The organism is Kitasatospora mediocidica KCTC 9733 (genome assembly GCF_000744225.1).
In the GTDB taxonomy this organism is placed as follows: domain Bacteria; phylum Actinomycetota; class Actinomycetes; order Streptomycetales; family Streptomycetaceae; genus Kitasatospora; species Kitasatospora mediocidica.
In genome coordinates this window covers 600,564-625,941 of the sequence record NZ_JQLN01000006.1, presented here as the reverse complement: position 1 = coordinate 625,941, position 25,378 = coordinate 600,564, and the positions used below count along the sequence as shown (strand labels likewise).

Genomic DNA, 25,378 nt, shown 5'->3' with positions numbered 1-25,378 from the left:
CTGATGCCGGCTCAGATCCGCAGTACCGAGAGGATGGTCCGCCGTGGGGCGACCCCCAGACCCCGCCCGGCGGGAGCGCACGTTGGCACGGGCGACCGACTACGTCCTGGCACACGGCCTGGCCGGGTTGAGCCTGCGGCCACTGGCCGCGGCTCTCGACACCAGCCCCCGGATGTTGCTCTACGACTTCGAGAGCAAGCAGGAGCTGGTGGCTGCCGTCCTCGCCGAGGCCCGCCGCCGCGGTGCGACACGGTTGACCGAGAACCTCCCGCCAAAGACGGCATCCCCGGAGGAACGCCTGCGCGCCATCTGGGCCTGGATGAGCGCACCCGAACGCGCCTCGTACGTCCGGCTGATCTTCGAGGTGCACGCCGACGGCCTCGCCCACCCCGAGAACTACCCGGACCAGGCCGAGGCGATCACCGGCTGGTTCGACACCCTCGGCGCCACGTTCCCCGACGCCACCACCGGCCCGGACGACACCGTCACCCCCACGCTGGCCATGGCCGTCATGCGGGGCCTGCTGTTCGATCTCACGACCACCGGCGACCGCCGCCGCACTGACCTTGCCCTGGACCGCTTCTGCGAACTCCTCCGGCCTTGAATGAAGGAGAGATTCCGGGCGAAGCGAACGAACGAACAGATCGCTAATCTCGAACGCTCACTGGGCATAGACCCCATCCAGACCGCGGGTGATCCAGGACGCAGCTGAGGCAGGGCGCAGCTCGACAGGACTGGTGGCCAGGTTCTCCGGGGCCATGGACCATCCGGTCACAGCGGACTGACGGTTAGTCAGCAGTGCGCTCTCTTCGAGCGTGAAGAATGAGCACTCCGGAAGGTGGATGCCATGGGAATATTCGGAGATCCGCATCAGAAGCTTCTCAGGCTGGCGAAGGCCACCGTCCGCAAGATGGAACAGAAAGGTAAGCCGACCCGATCCTCGCTCCTTATACCCCGGATCAGGGCGGTGGCCCCCACTCGCTGAATGTCATCAGCGGTGCGTTGAAGAGCCTGCCGAGCAGACCGTAACCAGCAGCATTCCAAGGGCTACCACAGGGGAGTTCCCCGAACCCGTCGGGTTCGGGGAACTCCCCCTGGCGTGTCGTGCCTCAGCGGTCGAGAACGTCCTTGACCGCGTCCTTGACCTTCTCGCCGGCCTGCTTGGCGTCTCCTCGGACCTGGTCGCCCTTGCCCTCCGCTACCAGGCGCTCATTGCCGACGGCCTTTCCGGCGGCCTCCTTCGCCTTGCCCTTGGCCTTGTCGGCCATGTTGGAAACCTTGTCACCCTCACCCATGAGAAATCCTCCTGAGATAGACGTCCAGTGCCGATCATTTGAAGCGTCCCGCCGCTGAAGCGGCTCGCTCCCTCACCACGCGGTTGCCCAGGACCACGGCCTTCACACATCGAACTCCTGGGTTACCAGCGGTACCAGCGGTTTCGGCTGCCGGAGGCGTGGGTGCCCCGGGCGACGAATCCGACCAGCCACACCACCAGGACGACGACGGCGACCCACCAGAGGATTTTCAGTGCGAATCCGGCGCCGAAGAGGATCAGAGCCAACAGCAGGACGAGAAGAAGGGGACCCATCGTGACCTCCACAGTCGGTGTTGAGACATCGCTTTCCCCGCTGTCGGGGGAACATTCGTCTGGATTTTCCGCCGGGACTGTCCGGGGCAGCCGGCCTCGGCAGGGAGTTTCACGCCGCCCTCACCGGTCAGACGAAGCGCTGGAGCGATGGAGCGGGCCCGCGTCCGGTGGTCCTTCGGGGCGGCCCGCAGTGATTGGATCCCATGCGATGAAGGGTGCGGATGACGTCCTGAAGCGGCTGCGCCAGTGGGATGTGGAGCAGGTGTTCGCCTATCCGGGGACGGCATCGGCCGCACCGGGGTGTGCGACGCGACCTCCGGTCCGGGCGCCATCCATCTGCTGACGCGAACGGCCGGTCTTCCGCCTGCGGGTCCCCCGGTTGGCCCGCGGTGAGCATCTGTCACTCACCGCCGGCCGGTCTCGAGGGAGCTGTGGGCGGGCAATGGCGTCAGTTGTCGGTGGCAGTTTCCTCGCCGGGCTGGGAGCGGCGGAGTTGCTCGTTGATGCGCAGGGCTTCCTCGAGTTGGTCTTCGAGGATGATGATGCGGCACGCCGCGTCGACTGCGGTGCCCTGGTCGACGAGGTCGCGGGCGCGCATGGCGATGCGTAGTTGGTAACGGGAGTAGCGGCGGTGGCCACCGTCGGAGCGCAGGGGTGTGATGACACCCTGTTCCCCGAGAGAGCGTAGGAAGCCGGGCGTGGTGCCGGTCATCTCGGCGGCGCGGCCCATCGTGTAGGCGGGGTAGTCGTCGTCGTCGAGGGAGTCGGGGGTAGCGGGCCTGTCGGTCGTCGTAGTCACTGCACCTCTCTTGGTTCCTGGGGAACGCGTCGAGGGGCCCCGAGGCCATTGCGGCTCCGGGGCCCCGAAGGGGAACAACACCATCTACCGGCGTGAGCCGGGTTCCTTGTTCCGCACGAACCCTGGGTAAGGGGCATGCGGGGATCGCGTATGCGTGACCGGAAACCACCGTCCTCGTACTCAAAGGGGGTCTGCGGTGTCCGCCCGGGTGAATGGATCACGAGCCGGGCGATCCTGATGGCGCTCTGTCCCTCCGTTCATCCTCTGTACTCGCTGGTTTACTGCCAACTACCTGTTGCACTGCAGGATGGCCCTACCGGGCCACCGTGTGTCCGGCAGCCAGCCCCGTCGCCCGTCCCACACTTTCACTGGCTTGGAACCCCACTGCCGAACTCCCAGCACGCGCGCCCGCAGCCCTGACGCCTTCACTGAGATCCCGCGAAACGCGACTGCTCGGTGCCGCTCGGTGGTGGCCCCTGATACCTGCGGGCCGCCCGGCCCGGCTGCCGGTCCTGTCGCCGTCCTGATCCTGCTCTGGCTTCAAGACCCCACACCCGTGCCGACCTGCGAACTTCTGTGCCACACCCCACCAGTTCGTGTCTGGTGGGTACTGCTTGACTGCGCCTGCGAGAGAAACACTAACCACGGCGCATGGCAATGTCTACTCCAGCCAGCATAGATTTTTCCGTGTCCGAAGAGCAGGTTGGTGCCCCTAGGCCGCCTGGCAGGCGTGACCGGGGCGCACCTCTCCACCTGTGAGCGGCGATCACGGCTCCGCGGCTCGGCGGCCGTACCAGTCGAGGCAGACCACCAGGGCGTCGTCGTCCGGGTCGGCGTCCCGGTGTCGGGCGAGTTCGACCAGCACGGCGCGCGGCACCTCGGCGGCGGGCAGCAGTCTGGTGGCCAGGATGGCGCGGGCCAGGGCCCGCTCCCCGTACGCCTCACCCAGCTCCGACGCCACCGCGTGGACGCCGTCACTGACGAAGATCAGCCGGTCCCCGGGCAGGACCTGGATCCGCTGGGCGCGGTAGGGGGTGTCGTCGGCCATGCCGAGCGGGAGCTGCGCCTCGAACTGGATCCGCTCGACCGTGCCGCCTCGCAGACGCAGCAGCTGCGGCGAGCCCGCGTCGACGATCTCCACCTCGCCGCTGTCCAGCCGGAACTCCAACAGCAGCACGGACACGTGCGCCGCACCCCTGTGCTGCCCGTAGACGGCCTGGTCCGCCAGGGCGGCCTGGTCGGCGATGCTGACCCCGGCCCGGCGGGCGTTGCGCAGGGCATTGATGGCGAGGTTGGTGAGCAGCGACGCGTCGATGCCCTCCCCCATGCCGTTGGTGACGGTCAGGGTGAGCCGGTCGCCCGTCGCCGACCAGTCGAAGTTGTCACCGTGGATGGCGTAGGCGGGCTCCAACTGGGCACCGATCGCGTACTCCTCGCCGGCACAGGCCCTGGCGGGGAGCAGCTGCCACTGCATCTCGGCGGCGAGCGTCAGGCGGTCCTTCCGGCGGGCCTGGAGGTAGAGGTCGGTGTCGCGCTCGGCCACCACGATCTGGTGGCCGAGCATCTCGGCGATCTCCGCGAGCGCGTCCCGCAGTTCGGGGGTGAGGTCGTCCTGTGCGACACCGACGCTGAGAATGCCGAGCCGGTCACCCCGTACGGTGACCGGAAGGTGCAGGACCGTCCGGCCGGCGTCCTCGCCCGGTTCGGCGAACGGCTGTTGGGATCCGAACGCCCGGCCGGGGGCGCTGCCGCCCACGGCAAGCGGTGCGGACGTGTGCGGCAGGTCGGCGACGGGCTGCAGCACGGTCTGGCTGTAGTCGGCCATCAGCAGTCGGACGTCCCGAACGGGGAAGTGCGCGAGCAGGGCGGCACGGAGGGCGTCGAGCAGAGCATGCGGAGCCGCGGCGCGCAGTGCGCGCTCCACGGTCGAGATGTTCGGTGCCATGGGGGTCGGTCTTTCCGTTCGGGAGTCCACTGATAGGGCTGCCAGGTCATTGACCCGATCTCCTCAGGTGTCAGACTGGCTTCATGGATATCGTCTCCCCGCTTTCGGGCCGCACAGACGCAGCCGCCGCGTCCTCCGTGGTGGAGCTGCTGGAGGTGCTGTGGGGCGGTGGCCGGGACCTGTCCTCCGTTCCGGTGTCGGTGTCCCAACTGCAGGTGCTGTACGTCCTGGAGAAGAACGAGGGAATCAACCTCCGCACACTGACCGAGACACTGGACTCCCGCCCGTCCTCGGTGAGTCGGCTGTGCGACCGGCTGGAGGCTGTGGGATTCCTACGGCGGTCGGCGAGCCCGAGCAGCCGCCGAGAGCTCGAACTGCATCTGACGACCCAGAGCCGCACCTTCCTCGCGGAACTGCGGGCCCGTCGCGAAGCCGGACTGGCGCAGGTACTCGACGCCATGCGGCCTGCCGACCGGAAGGCGCTGGTCACCGGTCTGCGGGCGTTCGGCGCGGCCGCCGACCAGCGGGTGGCCGACGGGGACGGTGGCGCGTCCGCCGTCCCCCACATCGCCTAGTCCGCGTCAGACACGGCCCAGTGCCGCGTCAGGTACTGGCGGCCGGTGGGCGGCGGCCCCGAGGTTCACCGCCAGAACCTTTGCCGGATGTGGATTGTTGTCTCTTGGCAACTGTTTCCCCTATGGTGGACCGTACCGCAGCTTGCGGTCCCGGGTGACCTTTGGGCCTACCCGGCGAAGGGAGGCCTTTCATGGCCGAACGACCGTCCACTTTTCGCGCCTCGGAGGGCGCCGGACCGGCACTCTCCGCCCCGCAGGACGATCACGGGGCGCCGACGGACCTGCTCACCGTTCGCGTCGCCGTGCACGCAGCCGTGGCTCACCTGCGGCTCAGCGGTGAACTGGACCTCGAGACCGCGCCCGGCCTGGCCTCGGCAGTCGAGAAGTCCCTGCTCGGCCGTCCGCGCATCGTGGTCCTCGATCTGCGAGAGGTGTCCTTCTGCGACTGCGCCGGACTGGGGAGCCTGCTCCGTGCCTACCGCCGCATCGCCGACAGCGGAGCCACCTTCCACCTCGAGCGCGCCTCACAGGTGGTGCTGCGACTCCTCCACCTCACCGGAACGGCACCGGTACTGGGACTTCCGTCAGCACGTCCGGCGGCCCGCAGCGAGGCGGTGCCCGAGCCGGCCATGGCCGCAGTGGCGGGCCACCAGAACGACTGATACGCCCCCGCGCGCGCCGGACCTCATGGTCTGCGGCCGTCAGAGCTGGACGGCCGCGCCAGGCCGCGACTCGCGCGCCACCGTCAGGCAGAGTGCCTGGGCCGTACTCCCGGCGCGACGCTCCCAGCGGACGGCTCGAACGGTGTATCCGCTCGGCCCCTCCCGCATCCAGTCGGCCGCGGCCCGAAGCAGGAGGCTCGGATCGTCGCCGCCGAACACCACTGTGCACTCGGCCTCCACGGACACCCACACCTCTGGGCAATCGTTGACGAACGCCCCGGCATGGGAACGGAGTTCCTCCAGTTCCGGGGTGTACTCGATGAAAGTCATCACGTCGGTTCCTCTCTGCCGGGTCGCATCCACTGCGCGCCTGCCCCGGTTCGGCATCTCCACACGGCGTGCCGCGCCGGACGAGGGCGTCTCAGCGAGCGGCGCGGAACGGGGTGTCGATCTCCAGCCACACCGACTTGCCGTCCTCGCGGGGGTCGGCTCCCCAACGGTCGGCGAGCTTGGCGACGATGGTCAGGCCGTGCCCGCCCGGGAGCCCCGCTGCCTGCGGCGCCCGGGGGCGCGGGAGGTTCGGGCTGGCGTCCGTGACCTCGATCCGGAGCCGGGCGGGGACGGCGTGCAGCAGCAGTTCCCGGGCTCCGCCGGCGTGCAGGACGGCGTTGGCCAGGAGTTCGCTGACGAGCAGCAGGACGTCGTCGCAGTCCTGGGCATGCCAGTCGTCGAGGGCCCGGCGGGTGAACTCCCGCCCGCGGGAGACCTGGCCGGGGACGCCGAGCAACCTCAGGCGGCGCACCTGCCCGCCAGGGGACGGGCCCGCCGATTCCGCCCCGGAGAGGCTCACGTCGCTAGCCATCTACCATCCCTCACAGATCGGTCGAAGAGGAAGAAGCGGATCGGATCTTCTACAGGCGCGTTCCCTCGGAACGCCGGGAGACACCTCGACTTCACTCCCGATGCCCGACGGACGGCGGCACGTGAGGCGATGGCGGCGGGACGCTTCTCAGGGCTGCGGCGGGGTGTCTTCAGGCCTGGAGGGTGAAGACCCGGTCGAGGCCGACGACCGAGAAGATGCGCAGGATGTTGGCCGGGACGGCGGCCAGGGCAAGGTCGGCACCCTTGGCCTGGGCATGGCGCAGGGCCGCGAGGAGGGCAGTGATGCCGCTGGAGTCGCAGAAGTCGAGGCCGGAGAGGTCGATGACCAGGCACTGGCCGGGCACGAGGATCAGCTCCTCGACGCGTCGGCGCAGCGCCGGGGCGTGTTCGTAGTCGAGGTCGCCGGTGACGCGCAGGACGGGTCCGGCGGCGGTGTCGTGACAGCTGGTGTTCAGCGGGCTCATCGTGCTGGATTCGTCGGATTCGTCGCCGGAGGAGTGGTCGGAGCAGTGGTCGCACGGGTGGCGGGGACGCCCAGCGCCAGGAGCGCGGTGTCGTCGTCGAGGCCGTCGCCGAAGCTCTTCAGCAGTCCGGTCAGGGCGGTGATCACTTCCTGCGGGCCGGCGGGGGCATGGTCGGTGGCAAAGGCGTGCAGGGCGTCGTCGCCGAAGAGGCTGGTGCGGGTCGGGCCGGTGCGGGCTTCGGTGAGGCCGTCGGTGTAGAGCAGCAGGGTGTCGCCGGGGGCGAGGGTGGTCTGCGCGGTGGTGAACGGGGCGTCGGGCAGGATGCCGACGAGCAGGCCGCCCGGGGTCGCCAGGAACTCGGCGCGGCCGTCCGCGCGCAGGACCAGGGCCGGCGGGTGGCCGCCGGAGGCGAGGCGGACCGTTCGGTGCTGCCGGTCGTGTCCGGGTTCGATGGTGCCGAAGACGGCGGTGCAGTACCGCGGGTCGCCGGCCGCCGTGTACTGCTCGTGCAGGACGGTGTTCAACGTCGCGAGGGTGGTGGCGGGTTCGGGATCGTGCAGCGCCGCTGCCCGCAGGGTGTAGCGGGTCAGCGAGGTGAGGGAGGCGGCCGCCGGTCCCTTGCCGCACACGTCGCCGAGGAAGAACGCCCACCTGTCCTCGTCGAGGGGGAACAGGTCGTAGAAGTCGCCGCCGAGCCGATCCGGGGACGCGGTGTGGTAGTAGACGGCCGACTCCAGGTCGGGCACGGCCGGCAGTGAAGTGGGCACGAGCGACTGCTGCAGGGCGGCGAGGGCCTCGGTGAGCCGGGCCCGGTCCGACTCGGCCTGCCGCAGGGCGTCCTCGGCCCGCTCGCGCTGCCGCTCGGCCTCGGCACGGGCCTGCTCGGCCTCCTGTCGACGGCGCAGGAGTTGGGCTTCGTAGGCGCGCCGGTCGGAGGCGTCGAAGACGGTGGTACGGATCAGCAGCGGCTCGCCTCCGCTGCCGTACTTGACCACGGAGGACACCAGCACCGGCAGCCGGTCGCCGCTCCCGGTCCTCATCTCCAGTGCGATGCCGCCCAGTTCGCCCTGCATGCGCAGCAGTGGCGCGAAGTGCGTCTCGTGGTAGAGCTTGCCGCCGACGGTGAGCAGGTCGGTGAAGCGCATCCGGCCCACCACGGCTTGGCGCTCCAGACCGAGCCAGCCCAGCAGGGTCGCGTTAGCCTTGGCGATGGTCCCGTCCATCAGTGTGGACAGGTAGCCGCACGGGGCCTGCTCGTACAGGTCCTCGGCGCTGTCCTCCAGCAGGGCACTGAAGGCGGCGTCGGTGCCTCGGTCGGCATCGGGTTCCGGTTCCTCGGCGGTGCGGCACATCACCGGGCCTCCTGGAGGAAGGCGAGGATCGCCTGGACGGTGGCCTCGGGCGCGCTGAGCTGCGGGCAGTGGCCGGTGGCGTCCAGGGTGACCAGGCGGGAGGTGGGGATCGCGGCGTGCACGTAGGCGCCGACCTCGCGCGGCGCGATCACGTCCTGGGTGCACTCCAGCACCAGCGTCGGGAGGTTCACACTCTTCAGGCTCTCGCGACTGTCGGACAGGAACGTCGCGCCGGCGAACACCCGGGCGATGTCCGGGTCGGTGGCGCAGAAGCTGTTCGTCAACTCCTGTCCCAGTTCGGGCCGGTCCGGGTTTCCCATGATCACCGGTGCCATCGCGGCGGACCAGCCGAGGTAGTTGGCGTCCAGCGACGCCATCAGCTCCTCGATGTCCTGCTCGCTGAATCCGCCCCGGTAACCCTCGTCGTCGATGTAGCGGGGCGACGGCGCCACCATGACCAGCGAGCCGATCCGCTCCGGCGCGCTCTGCGCGGCCAGGACCCCGACCATCGCGCTGACCGAGTGCCCCACGAACACGGCCTGCTCCAGGCCCAGCTCGTCGCAGACCTCCACGACGTCCTGGGCATAGCCCTCCAGGGAGGAGTACCGCTGCTCGCTCCAGGCCGACAGGTCCGAGGCGCCGGAGCCGACGTAGTCGAACAGCACCACCCGGTGGTGGCGTGCCAGGGCCGGGAGAATCAGGCGCCACATGTTCTGGTCGCAGCCGAACCCGTGAGCCAGGACCACCACCGGGCCGTCGCCCTCGCCGCCCTCGGGGCCGGTGAGCGTCACGTTGTTCCTGCGGCGAATGTCCATGCCAGGCATCCTGCCACGCCGAACGGCCGCCCCCGCACACCGCGAAGGCAGCGGGGATCGATCACGGCGACCGTTCGGCACATCGGCGGGCCCGCACCGGACGGGGCGTCACTGGTCGGAGTAGCTGAGGTCCCCCACCGTCCAGCTGCTGACGTCGGCGATGGCGATGCGGTACATGCCCCCGGTGTGGGGCAGGCCGTAGCTGCCCTGGAGGATGCGGGCAACGTGCAGATGCAGGTGGGTCGGTGGCGCGGCGGGTGGTGCCACGTCTTCGCCGCCCGCTGTGCCCCCCGCTTCGCCGCCGGCGGTGACGGGCGCCGTGAACAGCGCGGCGAAGGGCTTCAAGTGCTCGGAGGCGGCGAGAACTTCGGCCACCCGTTCGTGCCACAGGCTCTCCGGCGCAAGGCGGCCGGTGATGACCGCCCCTGGGACGACCACGGTCAAAGGCATCTGGTTGCTGTGCTCGGACTCCACCATCGCGGCGATGTCGACGAGCAGCCCATCGGGGTTCGACATGAACCCGAGGATAGTGCCTGCCGCAAGCCGCGCGCACCGACGTCCCGACCTGCGGCCGGCCCACGACACCGCCGGACGCGACGCGGCGTGGAAATTCCACCAACTGTGATCGCGGCATGGAAAAATGTGGGACGGCTGAGAGAGATACCGGGCGCGGCTCGGCCGCCGCCCGCCTGATCGCAGAGGGGTGGCCGTGATCCTCAACGTCTCAGGTCTGGTGTTCTTCGGCGTAGTCCTCGCCGTTCTGGTGCGTCAACGCCAGTCGACCGGGTTCACGGCCTGTGTCGCCGTCGTCTTCGGTTTCCTGCTCGCCTCCAGCTCGGCCGCGCCCGCCGTCCACGACGTCCTGGCAGCCGCGCTCAGCGCCTTCGCACCCACCCGCTGAGGAGCGCGGCCTTTCGGGCCTCGGCCCGGGGCCCGCGGCTGGAATCTGCCCGACCTGCGCCTGTAGGTCTACGGTGTTAACCTTGCTGATATTGAGATCTTCAGCGTCTGTCTACATCGTAGATTGGAGGCGTCATGATCGTCCTCCTCGGTCTCATCATCCTCATCGCCGCTGTCGTCGTCGCGGTGGCCGGAGTCGTCAGCAACACCGGCGCGTCGCACGCGATCGGCAACACGTTCTCGGTCTTCGGCTACCACGTGACGGGATCCAGCGGGGTCCTCTTCCTCTACGGGCTCGTGGTCGGGGCTCTGGCCGTCCTCGGCGTCGCCCTTCTGCTGGCCGGAGCGCGCCGCGCCACACGCCGCAGTCGAGACGCCCGGGCCGGTCTCGGTGAATCCCGGCGCCACGTGGCCGCGGTACGCCGCGAACGCGACGAACTGGCCGGTCAGCGCGAAGAGGCGCAGAGCCGGACGGCCGACGCGCAGGCCAGGGAAGCAGAAGCGCGGGTCGAGGCGGCGAACGCCCGCGTGGAGGCGGCCGATGCCCGCGCTCGGGCAGCCGAGACCCGACGCGCCTCCGCCGGCGCCTCCGTCTCTCCGGACGCCACGTCACGCAGCACGCCTGACATGCTGCCCGCCGACGACCGCGGAGCCGTTGACAGCGGAGCCGTTGACAGCGATGCCGCCGGCCCCGAACCGGTGGCGCCCGACGCGGAGTTCGGCAACCACGCCCGTCCTGCGGGCATCCACCGGTGGCGCCACCGCGTCCCCGCCGACCACAGCCCGCGCGGCTGACCACAGCCGAGCCCGCCCCGGTGTCCCGGGGCCGGGCCTCACCACCGCACACCCAGAAAGCCGGAAGATCGCCATGATCGCTCTCGGAATCATCCTTCTTGTCCTCGGAGTCCTGGTCCACATCCCGATCCTGTGGACCATCGGAGTCGTCGCCCTCGTCGTCGGCCTCGTGCTCGTCGCCATGGGCGCCACCGGACACGCTCTCGCGGGCCGACGCCACTACTGGTGACCCGCACCGCGGTTCCCACCGCGACCACCATGCCCGTGGCCGCCCCGTCCAGGACGGGGCGGCCACGGGCTGCGTACTGTCGAACCGGCGGCCACCGGCCGCACGGCGCTGGTGCACGGTGCTGGTGCTCGCAGCCCGGATCGCTCAGCTGGGCGGCACGCTGGTTCCCGAGTCCTGCGTGCTACTCCTCGATCGTCAGTTCCGCTCGGAGGCCGTTCAGGACGCGGCTGAGGATGCGGGAGATGTGCATCTGCGAGACTCCGAGCCGCTCGCCGATCTGCGCCTGGGTCAGATCCTCACTGAAGCGCATCGAGAGGATGAGTCGTTCGCGCTCCGGCAGGGCGGCGATGACCGGCTTGAGGGTCTCATGGTCGAGCGCGGCCTCGAATGCCTTCTCCTCGACGGCGAAGCGGTCGGCCAGGGTGCGCTCGCCGTCGTCGGCGTCGCCGGCCACATCCAGCGAGCGCACCGTCTGGGCACTGCTCGCCTTCTGGCCCTCGATGATCTCCTCCTGCGGCAGACCGAGGTGTTCGGCGAGCTCCGCCACGGTGGGCGCCCGGTCGAGCCGCTGCTCCAACGCATCGGAGGCCTTGGCCAGCGCCTGGCGCAGCTCCTGCAACCGGCGCGGCACATGCACCATCCAGCCCGTGTCGCGGAAGAAGCGCTTGATCTCGCCCGTGATGGTGGGCAGCGCGAAGGTGGAGAACTCCACCTCATAGGCCGGGTCGAAACGGTCGATCGCCTTGATCAGACCGATCGTGCCGACCTGCAGGATGTCCTCCGCCGGCTCGCTGCGCCCGCGGTAGCGGCGGGCGGCGAAGCGCACCAGCGCCATGTTCATCTCGATCAGCGTCCCGCGCACGTACGAGTACTCCCGCGTGCCCTCCTCCAGCCCGCGCAGCCGTACGAACAGCTCCCTCGACAACACGCGCGCATCGGCCGGGCTCACGGCGCCGGGGCCGCCCTCGTCGAGCAGCGGGGCGAACGGCTCGGGCCGGTGCAAGGGGTTCCGGTCCTGCTCGACAGCAGCAGTGGCGGGGATCGGTAGCGTCGCGCCCGGAAGGGTCGGCATGACCATCTCTCTCCTCCTTGACATCCGTGGTTGTCCGAGGCCCGTACCCGGGTTCCGTCAAAGGATGCAGAACGAAACACATCAGATCAGCTATTTCGCCCGCACGGGTCACCCCGGCACGCCCATCGGCTCCAGGCCGAGGGCGGCGATCGCCGACTCGACGTCGGCGTGGACCGGGTGGGTGAGATTGATCCCGGTCAGGCGGAAGAGCTGGTTGACGGCCGGGGTCGGGGCGGCGAGGGCCAGGCTGCCGCCGGCGAGTGTGGTCTCGCGCATGGCCCGGATGATGACGTTCAGCCCGGAGGAGTCCATGAACGGCACACCGCGCAGATCCACGATCAGGTGCCTGCGACCGTGGGCCAGTTGATTGGCCAGGTGGACGTGGAGCAACGGGCCGGAATCGGCGTCGAGTTCACCCGTGACCGACACCACGGCCAGCTCGTCCCGGCACACACAGGTCACAGTCAACTCGGTGGCGTCGTCGGAGATCGGTGCAGACATCGGTGGGCCTCCTGGGCAGTCGGGCAAAGGGCGCCGTCCGCCTGCCCGGGGCGCCGGGGATCATGCACGCGTCCGCGGGTCCGGCGGGCATGATCAGCGCAGGGCCTCCTCCCGCCAGGCGTCGGCCACGACAGCGGCCCCGGCTCCGACCCCGGGACGGGGAGGGAAGCCGGGGCCGAAAGCTGTGGCACCGAACCCGAAGGCCACACCGCGTCAGCCGCGACGCAGTGCCCTGACCACCAGAACGACAATCACGATCAGCACGACCGTGCCAAGGCTGATGTACATGGGCATTCCTCTCGTCGAAGAGATTACGAGGCCGGAGCGGAGTCCCCCGGAACTCGCGTCGTACCTGTCACCTCGTACCTGTCACCCGCACGGCGACTCTGCCCGGGCGAAGTGGCTTCGGCAGCGTGGGCTTCAGATGGCCGGGCCGCCGTAGAAGGGGGCGTAGTAGGAGCCGTAACGCTCCTTGTACTCGGTGTCCGTGTCGTGCGTCTTCGGGTCGAACTCCGGGCCGTTCTTGATCTCGTCCCTGGTCCGGTCGACATAGACCCGCTTGGCGGCGGGGTCGACCTGAATGACGATGCCGGCGGGCAGCAGGACGTGCTTGCCGAAGATCCACGGGCCGGTGTCGACCACGAAGTACGCGGCGCCGACCTCCTCGGAATGCTTGTCGACCTTGCCGATGGAACCGTCGGTGGCCTCGACGTGGAAGCCGACCAGATCGCTGCCGGCAACGTGACCCGACGTCGAACGGAACTCCCAGATCTCGATGGCGCTCATGGTGCCTCCCGTATTTCGTGGCGCCGCACCGGGCTGTTCCCGGAACCGCGTTTCCTCGTCACGGCGACTGCCCCGCCGTCTCGACTTCATCCCCCACAACGCGATCGGATCGACGCGATCGGATCAGCACGATCGGACTGACGCGATCGAAGCGGACGGACCGTCAGAGGCCGCCGCATCGGGGACGCCTGCGCATCGTATTTCGGGGCAGGCGAGGAAACAGCGGCCCGCACCTGGCAGGCCGTGATCGATCGGAGAAGCCATGTCCGAAGCAACGGCCGGCACCCACACGAACCGGCAGCACCTGCCCAGCGAGGTCTACGAGTCGGGCACGTACACCCGGAACGGCACGGACCCCACAGACCGCTCGGACCGCTCGGACCGCGAGAACCGCACCGACCGCGAGAACACCTCCGGCGCGACTCCCCGCCCCGGGGCCGACGAGCCGCCGGCCGCCGACACCGTGGCCCCCTGAACGCACCTGTTCCAGAACGGAGTTGTCGATGAGTATCAATCCCGGCCCCGCCGACCACCAGCCCCGGCAGAGCGGTCCCGCCCCGACCGTCAATCCGGGCCCTCCCCCGCACCGGAAGCAGGACGACCAGCGCCCCGAGGAGCCGGGAAAGCCCGCCCGACCCAGCAGGACGCCCGCACGCTGATCGGCGTCCGCCGACCTTGCTGCCGACCGGGATCACGCTCTTCCCGGTCGGTTCGCGATCGACGGTGCCTGCTGTCCTACGTGGTGGGGGTGAGCTTTGCGGTCAGGCCGTTGAGGAGGATGTCGAGGCCGCTTTCGAGCTCGGCGGCACCGTCGTAGGAGGCCAGAGCCGTCGCCAGTCCGCGCAGGAGGGGGAATTCGCCGATCGGCAGCCGGTGCAGTCCCAGGCGCAGCAGGTCGTCGGTCTCCTCCGGGTTGTCGACGATTTCCTGGAGCTCGTTGAGCACATGGCCGTGGAGCAGCCCGAACAGGGCCCGGTAGATGTGCAGGGCGTCAGGACCGCTGAAACCGGCCCCGGTGAGCAACGCGAGGATGGCTTCGAGTGGCCGCAGGGTGCCTGGGGGGCTCAGGGCCAGCGGGGTGGCCAGGGGGCGGGTGACCAGGAGGGGTACGACATGGGGGTGGGCCAGTGCCAGCCGGCGGTACTGCCGGGCAACGGAACGCAGTTGAGCGAGCCAGTCGGTGTCGCTGGGGTCCACGGTGAGCTGGCTGAGTACGATCTCGGCGACTCCGTCGAGCAGGGCCGCCTTGTTCGCCGCGTAGCGGTAAAGGCTCATCGGGTCGTGATGCAGCGCGCGGGCCAGACGGCGCATGGACAACTTGTCGATGCCCTCGCGGTCGATGATCTCCAGTGCGCAGGCGAGCATCCGCTCCCGGCTCAGCTTCCCACTCGGGGGTGGCTCGCACTCCTCGGCGACCGGCTCGGCCGGAGACGGGGACATCTCGCACCTTCCTACGCTGTGAGAGCAGCGATGAACATAAAGTTCGCAGACCTACGATGTAGACACCAGTCTAGTCCAGGAGTTCACTGTAGATATACGACGTAGATCGCTCGAAGATCGTCATGATCGTCGCTTCGGACCCATCATCCTGATCGCCGCGCCCGTTGTCACGCCGACTGGCAGCCCAGCGTCAGCGTCCCGGTACACCGGTGATCAGCAGCGGGCACCCCCCGGCCCGCACCTGCTCGGGCACGGCACCCGGCTCGCGTTGAACCAGCCACGGCGAGAGCACTGCACGCGCCCCGGGGCAGGACGACTCACGACACGAAAGGCAGTCAGCCATGAGCATCACCAAGAAGGTCGCCCACAAGGCAGAAGCGGCCAAGGGCGGCGTCAAGAAGACGGTCGGCCGCGCCACCGGCGACCGCAGCCTGGAGGCCGAAGGCCGCGCCGACCAGGTCAAGGGCGACACCAAGCAGGCCGGCGCCAAGCTCAAGGACGCCTTCAAACACTGACCGGCCCCCGGCTCAACCCTTCACACCCCAGGGGGATCGAAGGAGCAGCACCATGACCAGCATCTGGGGCTACAACCCCGAATCGCAGTACACACCCGGCATGAACCTCACCGGCTACAAGGTCGAGGCGAGCGACGGCCACATCGGCAAGGTCGACGACGCCACCGACGACGTCGGCTCCGCCTACATCGTCGTCAACTGCAAGCCGTGGCTGATCGGCAAGCACGTGATGCTGCCGGCCGGAACCGTCAGCCGCGTCGACCACGACGACCAGAGCATCCAGGTGAACCGCACCAAGGACCAGATCAAGGGCGCCCCGGAATACGACCCCGACGTCCACAAAAGCGACCCCACCTATCGTGAGGGCCTGGCCACCTACTACGGACCCCAAGGGCGCTGACCCGCCGATCGTGGGGGCGACCGCCCCGCACCGGCCGCCCCCGCACCATCCCGGCGCCGACAAGGAAGCCGACACCGAGCAGGGCGCCCAGAAGAACCCAGAGGACCCGCAGGACCTACCCGCCACTGCCCGGCACAGGGGCTACTGAACACCAGGCCGCGCCCGGGCGCAGCGGCCGACCGGACGTGTCCCGTCGCACTGGACCTGCTCGGCTGAAGCCCGAACTCGTCCAGGCGGCCGCCCGGTTGATCTCGCTGGCGCTGGTGCTCTCGCCCTGACGGTGGGCTCGGCGCTGCTGCTTCTGCTGGACGTGGCCGTCCGCGCGCCGGCCGCATGGATCATCACCGGCGCCGTGTTGGCCTGGTTCGGGATCTGCTGGCTCGCACTGCCCTGGACGGTACTACGCACGGCGGAGCGCCACCAACAGTCCGGCCACCACGGCGCGGAGAGACCACCACCACGTTCCCGTCCTTGCCGCAGGGTCGTGCGCATGTGTCACGTTGCGGTCACCCATCACCTGCGCGCGCTGACTCGCGGACGGGCGGCTTAAGGGTTCGCGCGTGCAGCCGTCCGGATGATGAGGTGGCACGGTGACCAATCATGATGAAGCGGCGGCTGTCCGACCGTTGACACGGGCCTGGGTGAGCCGGCACCTGGAGGCCGGCGAGCGGATCGTCGGAGCCGAGGTGCTGCACGGCGGTGCCACCGCCGACATGCGGAGGCTGACCATCGGCACGCGGGACGGAGGCACCCGGCACCTGGTGCTGCGCTCGTTCGTCGGCCCGACTCGGCAGGGGCCGGCCGAAGACCTCCTGCACAGGGAGGCCGACGCCCTGACCACGCTCACCGGAACCGGCATGCAGGCTCCCGGACTCGTCGCCGTCGATCCGACCGCCGCGCACTGCGAGTACCCCTCGCTGCTCATGACCCACCTGCCGGGCCGGACGGTCCTCGACGACGAGGGGCTGGAGTCGCGCCTGCCCCTGCTGGCCCGTCAACTCGTGGCGGTCCACGCGGTGCGGCCGGCCGTCCGGCCCCGGGAGTACGTGGCGCTGACGACCGCCGATACGGTCGTGACCCCCGCGGACGCCGACGCCACGGTCTGGGCCGCCGCGATCGACGTGATTCGCAGGCCCGCGCGGCGTTACCAAGGGCGGTTCCTGCACCGGGACTTCCAGCCCGGCAACGTGCTCTTTGACCTGCCGCCCGAGGACCCGGCCGGTGCCCGGATCACCGGCGTCGTCGACTGGGCGGCGGCCTCCTGGGGCCCGGCGGACCTGGACGTGGCGCACTGCTCCACCAATCTCGCGCTGCTGCACGGCCCGGCGTGGGGCCTGCGCTTCACCGAGGCGTACCAGGAGGCCGGCGGGATGCTGGCAGCAGCCTCGGACGAGCGGCTGTACTGGCAGGTGCGGGCGCCACTGGCGTTCTCGGAGGAAGTGCAGTCGGTGGCGCAGCCGTGGAGGGAGACAGGACGGACCGAGCTGACGACACGAGCCGTGGAGGAGCGGCTGGACGCCTATGTCACCTCCCTGATGGACGCACTGGGCTGAGCCAAGGAGGAAGAAGTGGCGCGCGCGAAGGCCGTTCTGGTCTGTGGCCCGGCACTCGTGGGGCCTGCTGCCTGCGGGCGGAGTGGAGGTGGTGCGATCCTGGTGGCTACGCACAGTGCATAGTAGAATCCAAGAATGGGAAGACAGGCGACCGTCGTGCTGTATGTGCTCGCCATGGCAGCCGTCGTGGTCGGCGTGGACGTCCTCTTCTTCAGGCACCATTTCTGGCCGAGACTGACGGTGAACGTCGGGATCGTCCTGGTGTTCGGGGCGTTCTATGTGAGGTTCTTGAAGAACCCTTGAGCGCGCTTCTCCCGCCAGGTCCGGTAGATGTCGAAGTCGCCGTTGACGCGCGGGGCGTGGAGTCGAACGACCCGGCACCTGCGTGTGCCGCAGGCCCATCGACGGCAACTCGGCGTTCGGGAGCCCGCGTGCGCTGGGGCGGCTGTGCGCCCCAGCGCACGTGCGAGTACTACTCCCGCAGGTACGTGTCGCTGAAGCTCGTGCCACTGGAGCCGAGCGCGCTGGTGCGGGCCTCGTAGGCGCCGTTCGACGGGTCGAGCGCGACCGGGTTGACGGATCCGAGCGACTTGCCGTTCACCATGGCCGAGGTGAAGTTCAGGGTGCCGAAGTTGGGATAGGCCCCGGTCGGCGACTCGATGATGACCTCGGCGCTGGCACGGCTCGCGGAGAGGGTCTTGCTCGTGCTGTAGGTCCAGCTCCGCGTGGAGTTGGTCAACTTCAAGGTGTACTTGTTGCTGCCGGCGTAGGTCACCGAGGCGGCGATCTTGTCGCCGGCCGCCACCGGGTACGAACTGACGCTCAGGTAGACCGGGTTCGCCGGGTACATCTCGTACCAGGCCTGGTGCACAGCGCTGCCGCTGGAGCAGTCGGTCGCCACCCCGGTCTGCTCCACGCTGGACGAGCCGTACCCGTCGATGCCGACCCACGGGGCGTAGAGGTCGTTGGTGGAGTTGCAGGTCGCGTTCGCCTCGGTCCAGCTCGCCGAGACGGAGGTGAAGCCGCTACCAGTGGCGGCATAGCCACCCCAGTTGTAGCCGTTGGTGTTGTAGCTCAGAGGGCGGAACGACAGCCCCTGTGCGGCCGCCACCGTGGTCGACGCGGCGGGAGCGGCGATGGTGGCTGCGGCTGCCGCGAGGGTGGCGACGCCTATCAGGAATTTGCGCATGCTGGCTCCTTCGTGGGGGACGGTCAGGATGCTCACACGCCGATCCGAGCCGTGGGGGTGGCTGGGATGAGTGGGAATACAGGATGGCCGACTGTCATGAGTCCGTCAATAGTCCTGACAGCGTTGGGGCTTGGGCGAATCGTCGTGCCAGCTCGGAGGCTTGATGAGCGCATCAGGCGTCCGGCGGCACCGGCGGTTCAGTGGACGGCCGTGGGGACGGGCAGCGGGTCAACGGTGCCGCCCGCCGCCCCTGGCCCACGACGTCCCGGGCACCCTGACCATGCGGCACCGGACCGGTCGTCAGAACGACGACGGATGGCCCGCTCCACACCCCCGGTTCCACGCCACGCCACACGCCTTCGGCGCCCACCGAGCGAGGGCCCGCTCGTCCATGGCAAACCGGTGAACGTTGCCGGCCACAGCACTACCCGAGCTCTGGATGTCGACTGTCTCGGACTCCTCGGTAGGGTCTGGGTTGTGACAGGACATCGGGACCGCCGACCAAAGATGGACCAGGATGACGGCATCGAGGACGTGACACTCCTCATCCTGGAATGGCTGGGTGAGCAGGGCGTGAATGCCATGATCAGAGTGGACGCCGAAAGGGTGGCAGACAACGCGCCGGCGTGGACGTTCGCCGCCAGCGGGGGTCCCTTGGAGCACGGCATGCGTGCTGACGGGAGGACAGTGCAGCACTGCATGTCCCAAGCCCTGTCCCAGTTGCGCAAGGCCGGACTGTCGGTTCCTTTTTGATCTTCGCCTTCGCTGCCTCAGGCTTGGATCACGGCGTTGATCCGCTTCACGCTCGCCGACGGCCACGCCGCGGTTGGCGGTTCTATCGTGAGACGCATGACCGAACGATTCACAACTGCACGTCTCGACGCCGCCCCTGAGATCACCGCGCCCGACGGTTCGGCGGTACGGCCGCTCTGCGTGCTTCCCGGGGTGGCGAGCTTCGCCCAGTTCGAGCTCACGCCGGGGCAGACCGCGAAGGCGGTGTCCCACGCAACCGTGGAGGAGATCTGGTTCGTCGTCTCAGGGGCAGGCGAGATGTGGCGCCGCCAGGACGGACGGGAGGAGGTCACCGGGCTGGAGCCCGGGGTCTGCCTGACGATCCCGCTGGGCACCACGTTTCAGTTCCGGGCAGGGCTTCAGGGACTGCGGGTGGTCGCGGCAACTGTGCCGGCGTGGCCCTCGGACAGCCCTCATGAGGCCAGATTCGAAACCGGTCGCTGGTGAACATCGCCGGAGCGAGCTCTCAATACGACGCACCATCATACATTTATCATATAAGGCATTATGATCAGTTGTCATCATGCCTTATAGCGAGAGGCCTTGACTGAATTTTTACGCCCCCAACGAAATAACAGCAGCCGCACCCTATCCATGCAAATAGTACGTACACTAGCATTGTGGCGAGTTGGGTCCCTCTTCGGATATTGAGGCCGCAATGAGCAACCGCCTTGCCACGTGCGATTCGGACGGCACATCAGAATCCTCCCCGGGGAGCGAATCCCTGTTCGGTCTGAGTGTGGCCGGCGCCTCCATCAGAGTGGAGAGCGAGATACCCGAACTCGCTGCCTGGGCCGCCCGGTTGCTCAGCCCCACCTTCACCTTCACGTCGGATCCGGGCACGGACCTGTTCACCGTCCGGGTCGTGGCGGCGGGGCCCGGTGGCGTGCCCGCCGTCGATCCTCGGGCGCCGCGGCTCCTGCTGGACGAGACGCGGGTGTCCGTCCTGGAGTACCGCGCCGAGCGGGTGGTCGTCGTCCAGGACGACGGGGAGCACCCTCCGATACTGATCAGCGCGGTCCCGGGTGTCGCGGGCGTCGAACTGGCGGTGCCCTGTGCCGAGTCCGTCGCCGTCAGACCCGTGGTGCGCTTCCTCAAGTTCGTACTGGCCGCCGGGGTGCTCGCGGGCGGGGCGGTCTTCCTGCACGGTGCGGCGATCGCCCGCGCCGGCCGGGCGTTGATGATCATGGCGCCGAGTGGAGGCGGCAAGTCCTCGCTGAGCTTCCTGGCGGGCAGCCGTGCGGGGTGGGACGTCCTTTCGGACGATCTGGTCTTCCTGGCCGGGGCACCGGGGCGCGCCGACCGGTCGATGCGCGTGCACGGGTGGCCGCACCGCCTCGGGGTGAGCACCTCCGCGCTGATGGGCCATCCGGCGCGGGCCCGCTTCGAGGAGGCGGCCCTGCGGCGGCACGGTGCGCCGGCCGGATCGTTCGAGGGGGCACGGTCACTGCCCTGGGGGAACCGCACCAGGAAGCGGATCTACCTCGATCTCGACGAGTTCAGGGGTTTGACGGGGGCGACGATGGTCGCGGAGGCGGTGCCCGCAGCGGTGGTACTGCCGCATCCGGAGCAGGAGCGGCGCGGCTGGACCATCGAGCGGGTGTCCGGCCAACCCGCCGGGTGGAGCCGGCGGTTCCTGGCGAACGCGGGCGAGCTGAAGTTCATGACCGACTTCCTCGGGTTGATCGACCGGTCCCTGTTCCCGGCCCGCGAGGCGGACGGCGGCCAGAGCTCCGACGACGATCCCTGCCGGGAGTTGGAGAGGCTTCCCGTGGTCAGCGTGCGGTACGGGCCCGACGCCAACGAGCACATGCCGCGGTTCTGGGCCGAGGTCTGCGACGCTCTGGGACTGGCGGAGGCGGCGCGGTGACCGCCGTGGAGGCCGTCGCCCTGCGGCGCACCTACGACCTCGGGCGGGGCCGGGGCGGCGGGCAGCGCGAGGTCGTGGCCCTGCACGCCCTGGACTTCCGGGTGGACGAGGGCACCGTGCACGGGCTGTTGGGCCCGAACGGAGCCGGCAAGACGACGCTGTGCAAGATCCTCGCCACCGTTCTGCTGCCCACCTCCGGCGGCGTCCGGGTGTTCGGGAACGACGTGGTGTCCCGGACCCGGCAGGTACGTCAGTCGGTCGGCGTCGTCTTCGGCGGGGAGCGCGGCCTGTACTCCCGGCTGACAGCCCGTCAGAACCTGCACTACTGGTGCGCCCTGTACGGCCTGCCGCGCCGCGCCCTGCTGGCCCGTACCGAGATGCTGCTCGCGCGGGTCGGCCTCTCCGAGCGCTCCGACGAGAAGGTCGACGGCTTCTCCCGGGGCATGAAGCAGCGACTGCACCTGGCCAGAGGCCTGGTCGGGGATCCCCGGCTGCTGCTGCTCGACGAGCCGACCACCGGCATGGACCCGGTCGCCGCGCGCGACTTCCGGCTGCTGGTGGCCGAACTGCGCGCCGAAGGCCGCACCATCCTGCTGACGACCCACGACATGGCCGAGGCCGAGGCGGTCTGCGACCGGGTGACCCTGATCGACGGCGGGCGCGCCCTGGCCACCGAGCACCCGCGGGCGCTGGGTGCCCTGGTGTCGCGCAACGAGCGGATCGAATTCGACAGCCCCACCGCCGACGCCCTGCCGGGGTTGCCCGCCCTGCCGGGGGTGGTCGCCGTGACCACCCTCTCCCCCGGCAGGTACCGGGTGGAGACCACCGCGACGGAGGCGACCAAAGCGGTCATCGGTCTGCTCCTGGACCGGGGGGCGACGTCCCTGACGACGACCCGGCCCGGCCTGGAGGAGGTCTACCTCAAACTCATCGGGAACCGCGGCATGGAGGTCGGCCGGTGACGACGGTCAGGACGATGCACATGGCGGAGCTGGTGCGGGCCGTGCGGACGTTCGCAGCGTCCTTCCGCCTCCAGTGCCTGATGATGCGCCGCTCGCCCGGCGACCTGGCCGTGCTGGTGACGGCTCCGTTCTTCAGCCTGATGTTCCTCTCCATGACGGAGCAGGCGGACCGTTCCGCCCTGGCCCCGTACGCGGTGGCGGCTCCGGTGCTCATCGCCGTCTGGAGCATGTCGCTGTTCGTGGCCGGGGACCTGATCAGCAAGGAGCGCGGCAACGGGACCCTGGAAGGCCTGGTGGCGACGCCCGCCTCACTGTCCGTCATGGTCCTGGGCCGGATCTGCGCGGCCGTCACGTTGAGCGTGTTCGCCTTCGTGGAGACCTGGCTCGTCGCCTGGCTCTGCTTCGGCGTCGTCGTACGCCTCCCCCATCCGCTCGCGCTGCTGGCGACGCTGGCGACCACCCTCCTCGCCATGGCGGGAACGGCCACCATGATGGCGGCGGTGTTCGTGCTGGCCCGCTCCGCCCGCATCTTCCAGAACACCCTCAGCTACCCGGTCTACCTGCTCGCCGGAGTGCTCGTCCCGGTGAGCTTCCTCCCGGGCTGGCTGCGGCCGTTCACCCGGGTGGTCTTCCTCTCCTGGTGTGCCGGGCTGCTACGGGACTCGCTCGCCCGGCCCGACATACCCGACCTGCCCGGCCGGCTGACGGCCGTGCTGGTGCTGGGCGCGGCCGGGTTCGGAGCCGGCCGGTTGCTGATGCGGCGGGTGCTGTGGCGGGTGCGGGTGCTGGGCACCCTGGGGCAGGCATGAGTGCCCTGGTGCAGTCGCTGCGCGTCGTCGGCTACAGCGCGCGGAACGCGGCGGCCGACTTCGCGGCCACCTACACCTGGAGGTCGTGGACCTTCGGCTGGGTCGGCCGGATGCTCTCCCAGGTCGTCTTCTTCACCCTGGCCGGGCGGGTGCTGGGGGCACCCGACCAGGCGCGTTCCCGGTTCATCGGCAATGCGGTGATGACCTGCGTGGTGGAGGCGATGATGGTCGTCGCCTCCAGCGTCTGGGAGCGCCGGGCGGGAACGCTCCCGCTGCTGGTGGCCTCGCCGGCCGACCTCGCCCCCGTGTTCTTCGGCAGGAGTCTGCAATGGATTGCGAGCGGCGTGGCGACCTCCTCGATCGCCCTGCTGGCGCTGGGTCCGTTGTTCGGTATCGACTGGACCGCCGTTCAGATCCCGGCGGTCGTCCTGCTGCAACTGCTGACGGCGGTGGGGAGCTACTGTTTCGGTCTCGTCCTCGGCGTCCTGGTGCTCAACGCCCCCCAGCTACGGAATATCGCCTCCAATGTGGCGTACCTCGCCATGATGTCCTTCTGCGGCATCCAGGTGCCGGTGGACTACTGGCCCGCGCCGATCCGCCTGCTGGCGGCGGTGCTGCCGGTCACCTACGGGGTTCGGGCGATGACGGCGCTGTCCGCCGGCGGACCGGCCGGCGCGGTCTGGCGTCCGGCGGCGGCGGTTCTCCTGCTGGGGGCCGGGTGGCTGGCCGCAGCCTTCGTGGCGTTCCGGGTATTCGCCGAGCGGGGGCGCCGTGACGGCTCCCTGGAATTCGGTCAATGATCCCACAGTGAGCCCGCGACGACCTGGCCTGAATGATAAACAGGAAAACGGAGACCGTTCTTCACCGGCACTCACCACTGACTTTCGGCTGCCATTTTTCAGGGATTTCCGAACGTCCAAACAATCTTCAACAAGACCCTTGCACGGGAAGCAGTCAGCATGCTTACCATAAAGCGTCCGCTGAATACGCGACTGCTACCAGCCGCGCATTTCACCGGTCATTTCCCACGGGAAGGAGGAGAAATGGAGCGCAACCACAAGGTCAGCCTGCGTCCGCGCCTGGAGAAGATCACGATCAAGTCCGGCACCTGACGGACCGCTCCGCCGGGGAGGGGGCCGGCCATCCCTCCCCCTCCCCGGCGGGGCGTCCACCACGCCCGCACGACGTTGTCCAAGAGAGGTGTCCCGTGCCCCAGGTCGTCGAAAACTCCCGGCGCCGCGGTCTCCCGGTCTCCGACCGGCTGACGGTGCTCAGCCGCCCCGACGAGCGTCTGCGGACGACCTCCTTCTGTCTGGCCGTGGGCTTCGGCGCCCGGCACGACCCCGCGGGCGGGAACGGGGCGGCCCACCTCCTCGAACACCTGCTGATGACCGCACCGATGGCGGGAGCGGGCTCGCTGAGCGAGTACACCGAGCGCGGCGGTGGGGAGTCCAACGCCGTCACCGGCCTGGAGACGATGCTCTTCGAGGCGCGGGTGCTCACCGAGGACGCTCCCGCGGTGCTCGAACGGCTGCTGCTCGCGGTCGCGGCACCGGCGCTCACGCCCTCCGTCCTGGCCGCCGAGCGCCAAGTGGTGCTTCAGGAGCTCGCCTCCGCTGCGGCGGACCCCAGCGACGTCGTCCAGGACGCCTTTCTCGCACGGCTGTTCCAGGGCCATCCGCTCGGGCGACCGGTCGGCGGGAGCGTCGAGGAGCTCAACCGGATCGACGCCGGGGGCCTGGCGGCGGTGCACAGCGGGGACTTCCTACGCCGTGACATGGCACTGGTCAGCGTGGGCGGGATGTCCGAGGAGGCGGTGCGGGCAGTCGTCCATGCCTCGGAGCTGGCCGTGCGGGCGGGCGGACCCCCACCGGAACAGCCCCCACCGGAACAGCGCACCGGCCACCAACTGCCGCTGCTGCGCCGCGATCTGGACGTCAGCTGGCCGCAGGACGACTTCTGCTGGCTCGCCCTGGGCGCGCGGGCCCCCCACAGCACCGCTCCACAGCGCCACGCCTTCGTCGTCCTCGCCCAGTTGCTCGGGTCGAGCCCCTCCTCCCGGCTCTACCGGGCACTGCGCGGGGAAGCCGCCTTGGCCTACGCCTTCGCCGCCTGGTCGCGCGGCTACCAGGAGTCCGGCGCCTGGCGCGTCCTGGTGGGCACCGAGACCCGCAACGGCCCGCACGTGGTGGCCGTCGTCGTCGGCCTGCTCGAACAGCTCGCCGCCGACGGACCGGACGAGGCCGACCTCGACGCGGCCCGCAGGCAGGCGGCGATGCAGCTGACCGTACGCAGCGAGAGCCCGCTGGAACACGCCCGCCTGCTGGCGCAGCGCGCCCTGGACCGGACCGCGCCGGCCTGCGTCGACGAGGAGACCGCGGCCCTGCGGCGGGTCACTGCCGACGACATCCGCCGGGCCGCAGCCGAGTTGCTCGCGGAACTGAACCTCGTCGTCCGGCCGGAGGCACGCCGATGACGCCGCC

The 25,378-nt window shown here is 69.6% G+C and carries 35 protein-coding genes; 19 read left to right on the top strand and 16 right to left on the bottom strand.

Annotated features, from left to right (window positions below):
- Window positions 1-43 precede the first annotated feature (43 nt).
- Entirely contained in the window at window positions 44-604 is a 561-nt protein-coding gene (locus BS80_RS29125; RefSeq protein WP_035803656.1) for a TetR/AcrR family transcriptional regulator, read from the top strand.
- 57 nt (window positions 605-661) lie between these two features.
- Here BS80_RS29125 and BS80_RS41225 read toward each other — a convergent pair whose 3' ends face one another.
- The 5 genes from BS80_RS41225 to BS80_RS29105 form a co-directional block, all read right to left on the bottom strand.
- A complete protein-coding gene (locus tag BS80_RS41225) occupies window positions 662-871 on the bottom strand; it encodes a hypothetical protein (protein WP_157536662.1) in 210 nt (69 codons plus the stop codon).
- Between the two features lie 238 nt (window positions 872-1,109).
- Window positions 1,110-1,295: a CsbD family protein gene (locus tag BS80_RS29120; RefSeq protein ID WP_035803654.1), complete on the bottom strand. Its 186-nt coding sequence runs from the start codon at window positions 1,293-1,295 to the stop codon at window positions 1,110-1,112.
- A 122-nt stretch (window positions 1,296-1,417) separates the two neighbouring features.
- The gene (locus tag BS80_RS29115; protein WP_035803652.1) at window positions 1,418-1,588 is read right to left on the bottom strand and encodes a hypothetical protein; all 171 of its coding nucleotides are present in this window, start codon (window positions 1,586-1,588) and stop codon (window positions 1,418-1,420) included.
- Between the two features lie 448 nt (window positions 1,589-2,036).
- A complete protein-coding gene (locus tag BS80_RS29110; protein ID WP_408607447.1) occupies window positions 2,037-2,318 on the bottom strand; it encodes a helix-turn-helix domain-containing protein in 282 nt (93 codons plus the stop codon).
- Between the two features lie 835 nt (window positions 2,319-3,153).
- A complete protein-coding gene (locus tag BS80_RS29105) occupies window positions 3,154-4,332 on the bottom strand; it encodes a PP2C family protein-serine/threonine phosphatase (RefSeq protein WP_035803648.1) in 1,179 nt (392 codons plus the stop codon).
- Between the two features lie 83 nt (window positions 4,333-4,415).
- On the opposite strand from BS80_RS29105, the gene BS80_RS29100 reads away from it, so the two are divergent.
- Window positions 4,416-4,907 carry a MarR family winged helix-turn-helix transcriptional regulator gene (locus tag BS80_RS29100; RefSeq protein WP_051967339.1) on the top strand — a complete coding sequence of 164 codons (492 nt, stop codon included), beginning with the start codon at window positions 4,416-4,418 and terminating at the stop codon, window positions 4,905-4,907.
- A gap of 191 nt (window positions 4,908-5,098) precedes the next feature.
- Window positions 5,099-5,569: an STAS domain-containing protein gene (locus BS80_RS38195; RefSeq protein WP_051967338.1), complete on the top strand. Its 471-nt coding sequence runs from the start codon at window positions 5,099-5,101 to the stop codon at window positions 5,567-5,569.
- Between the two features lie 39 nt (window positions 5,570-5,608).
- On the opposite strand, the gene BS80_RS29090 is transcribed toward BS80_RS38195, so the two are convergent.
- The 6 genes from BS80_RS29090 to BS80_RS29065 form a co-directional block, all read right to left on the bottom strand.
- Window positions 5,609-5,899, bottom strand: a complete 291-nt coding sequence (locus BS80_RS29090) for a hypothetical protein (RefSeq protein WP_035803646.1) — start codon at window positions 5,897-5,899, stop codon at window positions 5,609-5,611.
- 91 nt (window positions 5,900-5,990) lie between these two features.
- Window positions 5,991-6,431: an ATP-binding protein gene (locus BS80_RS29085; protein ID WP_051967337.1), complete on the bottom strand. Its 441-nt coding sequence runs from the start codon at window positions 6,429-6,431 to the stop codon at window positions 5,991-5,993.
- Between the two features lie 169 nt (window positions 6,432-6,600).
- Entirely contained in the window at window positions 6,601-6,915 is a 315-nt protein-coding gene (locus BS80_RS29080) for an STAS domain-containing protein (protein WP_035803632.1), read from the bottom strand.
- The gene (locus BS80_RS29075) at window positions 6,912-8,267 is read right to left on the bottom strand and encodes a PP2C family protein-serine/threonine phosphatase (protein ID WP_051967336.1); all 1,356 of its coding nucleotides are present in this window, start codon (window positions 8,265-8,267) and stop codon (window positions 6,912-6,914) included. Before BS80_RS29075 ends, BS80_RS29080 begins: the two co-directional genes overlap by 4 nt.
- The gene (locus BS80_RS29070; protein ID WP_035803630.1) at window positions 8,267-9,082 is read right to left on the bottom strand and encodes an alpha/beta fold hydrolase; all 816 of its coding nucleotides are present in this window, start codon (window positions 9,080-9,082) and stop codon (window positions 8,267-8,269) included. The genes BS80_RS29075 and BS80_RS29070 overlap by 1 nt, the downstream gene beginning before the upstream one ends.
- Window positions 9,083-9,190: 108 nt before the next feature.
- A complete protein-coding gene (locus tag BS80_RS29065; protein WP_035804236.1) occupies window positions 9,191-9,598 on the bottom strand; it encodes a hypothetical protein in 408 nt (135 codons plus the stop codon).
- Window positions 9,599-9,791: 193 nt separating this feature from the next.
- On the opposite strand from BS80_RS29065, the gene BS80_RS29060 reads away from it, so the two are divergent.
- From BS80_RS29060 to BS80_RS42095, 3 genes are all read left to right on the top strand, one after another.
- Complete coding sequence (locus BS80_RS29060; protein WP_157536661.1) at window positions 9,792-9,983, top strand: hypothetical protein; 192 nt, start codon at window positions 9,792-9,794, stop codon at window positions 9,981-9,983.
- Between the two features lie 134 nt (window positions 9,984-10,117).
- A complete protein-coding gene (locus BS80_RS41220; RefSeq protein WP_051967335.1) occupies window positions 10,118-10,777 on the top strand; it encodes a hypothetical protein in 660 nt (219 codons plus the stop codon).
- 73 nt (window positions 10,778-10,850) lie between these two features.
- Window positions 10,851-11,006, top strand: coding sequence for a DUF6131 family protein (locus BS80_RS42095; RefSeq protein WP_198045647.1), 156 nt, complete (start codon window positions 10,851-10,853; stop codon window positions 11,004-11,006).
- A gap of 181 nt (window positions 11,007-11,187) precedes the next feature.
- Here the strand turns inward: BS80_RS42095 and BS80_RS29050 are convergent, their stop codons facing one another.
- From BS80_RS29050 to BS80_RS29040, 3 genes are all read right to left on the bottom strand, one after another.
- Complete coding sequence (locus BS80_RS29050) at window positions 11,188-12,102, bottom strand: SigB/SigF/SigG family RNA polymerase sigma factor (RefSeq protein ID WP_083975500.1); 915 nt, start codon at window positions 12,100-12,102, stop codon at window positions 11,188-11,190.
- A gap of 84 nt (window positions 12,103-12,186) precedes the next feature.
- Window positions 12,187-12,579, bottom strand: a complete 393-nt coding sequence (locus BS80_RS29045) for an STAS domain-containing protein (RefSeq protein ID WP_035803625.1) — start codon at window positions 12,577-12,579, stop codon at window positions 12,187-12,189.
- Window positions 12,580-12,999: 420 nt separating this feature from the next.
- Window positions 13,000-13,365, bottom strand: a complete 366-nt coding sequence (locus BS80_RS29040; protein WP_035803623.1) for a PRC-barrel domain-containing protein — start codon at window positions 13,363-13,365, stop codon at window positions 13,000-13,002.
- Between the two features lie 262 nt (window positions 13,366-13,627).
- Between BS80_RS29040 and BS80_RS29035 the strand changes: the two genes are divergently transcribed.
- Complete coding sequence (locus tag BS80_RS29035; protein ID WP_035803620.1) at window positions 13,628-13,840, top strand: hypothetical protein; 213 nt, start codon at window positions 13,628-13,630, stop codon at window positions 13,838-13,840.
- Between the two features lie 260 nt (window positions 13,841-14,100).
- On the opposite strand, the gene BS80_RS29030 is transcribed toward BS80_RS29035, so the two are convergent.
- A complete protein-coding gene (locus BS80_RS29030; RefSeq protein ID WP_035803618.1) occupies window positions 14,101-14,805 on the bottom strand; it encodes a TetR/AcrR family transcriptional regulator in 705 nt (234 codons plus the stop codon).
- Window positions 14,806-15,146: 341 nt separating this feature from the next.
- Between BS80_RS29030 and BS80_RS39810 the strand changes: the two genes are divergently transcribed.
- The 5 genes from BS80_RS39810 to BS80_RS42090 all read left to right on the top strand — a co-directional run bounded on the left by BS80_RS39810 (window position 15,147) and on the right by BS80_RS42090 (window position 17,576).
- A complete protein-coding gene (locus BS80_RS39810) occupies window positions 15,147-15,320 on the top strand; it encodes a CsbD family protein (RefSeq protein ID WP_083975498.1) in 174 nt (57 codons plus the stop codon).
- 52 nt (window positions 15,321-15,372) lie between these two features.
- Window positions 15,373-15,720: a hypothetical protein gene (locus BS80_RS29025; protein WP_035803616.1), complete on the top strand. Its 348-nt coding sequence runs from the start codon at window positions 15,373-15,375 to the stop codon at window positions 15,718-15,720.
- 280 nt (window positions 15,721-16,000) lie between these two features.
- Complete coding sequence (locus BS80_RS44160) at window positions 16,001-16,270, top strand: hypothetical protein (RefSeq protein WP_408607441.1); 270 nt, start codon at window positions 16,001-16,003, stop codon at window positions 16,268-16,270.
- Between the two features lie 40 nt (window positions 16,271-16,310).
- The gene (locus tag BS80_RS29020) at window positions 16,311-17,273 is read left to right on the top strand and encodes a phosphotransferase family protein (RefSeq protein ID WP_035803614.1); all 963 of its coding nucleotides are present in this window, start codon (window positions 16,311-16,313) and stop codon (window positions 17,271-17,273) included.
- 135 nt (window positions 17,274-17,408) lie between these two features.
- Window positions 17,409-17,576: a hypothetical protein gene (locus tag BS80_RS42090; protein WP_198045646.1), complete on the top strand. Its 168-nt coding sequence runs from the start codon at window positions 17,409-17,411 to the stop codon at window positions 17,574-17,576.
- 169 nt (window positions 17,577-17,745) lie between these two features.
- Here the strand turns inward: BS80_RS42090 and BS80_RS29015 are convergent, their stop codons facing one another.
- On the bottom strand, window positions 17,746-18,462 hold the full coding sequence (locus BS80_RS29015) for a G1 family glutamic endopeptidase (RefSeq protein ID WP_035803612.1): 717 nt from the start codon (window positions 18,460-18,462) through the stop codon (window positions 17,746-17,748).
- Between the two features lie 507 nt (window positions 18,463-18,969).
- On the opposite strand from BS80_RS29015, the gene BS80_RS29010 reads away from it, so the two are divergent.
- The 7 genes from BS80_RS29010 (at window position 18,970) to BS80_RS28980 (ending at window position 25,371) form a co-directional block, all read left to right on the top strand.
- Complete coding sequence (locus BS80_RS29010) at window positions 18,970-19,215, top strand: hypothetical protein (RefSeq protein WP_198045645.1); 246 nt, start codon at window positions 18,970-18,972, stop codon at window positions 19,213-19,215.
- 96 nt (window positions 19,216-19,311) lie between these two features.
- Window positions 19,312-19,701: a cupin domain-containing protein gene (locus tag BS80_RS29005; RefSeq protein WP_035804232.1), complete on the top strand. Its 390-nt coding sequence runs from the start codon at window positions 19,312-19,314 to the stop codon at window positions 19,699-19,701.
- Between the two features lie 292 nt (window positions 19,702-19,993).
- Entirely contained in the window at window positions 19,994-21,124 is a 1,131-nt protein-coding gene (locus BS80_RS29000; RefSeq protein WP_035803608.1) for a hypothetical protein, read from the top strand.
- Window positions 21,121-22,086 carry an ABC transporter ATP-binding protein gene (locus tag BS80_RS28995; RefSeq protein WP_035803606.1) on the top strand — a complete coding sequence of 322 codons (966 nt, stop codon included), beginning with the start codon at window positions 21,121-21,123 and terminating at the stop codon, window positions 22,084-22,086. Before BS80_RS29000 ends, BS80_RS28995 begins: the two co-directional genes overlap by 4 nt.
- Window positions 22,083-22,895, top strand: a complete 813-nt coding sequence (locus BS80_RS28990) for an ABC transporter permease (RefSeq protein ID WP_083975496.1) — start codon at window positions 22,083-22,085, stop codon at window positions 22,893-22,895. The genes BS80_RS28995 and BS80_RS28990 overlap by 4 nt, the downstream gene beginning before the upstream one ends.
- Entirely contained in the window at window positions 22,892-23,695 is an 804-nt protein-coding gene (locus BS80_RS28985; RefSeq protein WP_035803605.1) for an ABC transporter permease, read from the top strand. Before BS80_RS28990 ends, BS80_RS28985 begins: the two co-directional genes overlap by 4 nt.
- 407 nt (window positions 23,696-24,102) lie before the next feature.
- Complete coding sequence (locus tag BS80_RS28980; RefSeq protein ID WP_035803603.1) at window positions 24,103-25,371, top strand: M16 family metallopeptidase; 1,269 nt, start codon at window positions 24,103-24,105, stop codon at window positions 25,369-25,371.
- Window positions 25,372-25,378 lie beyond the last annotated feature (7 nt).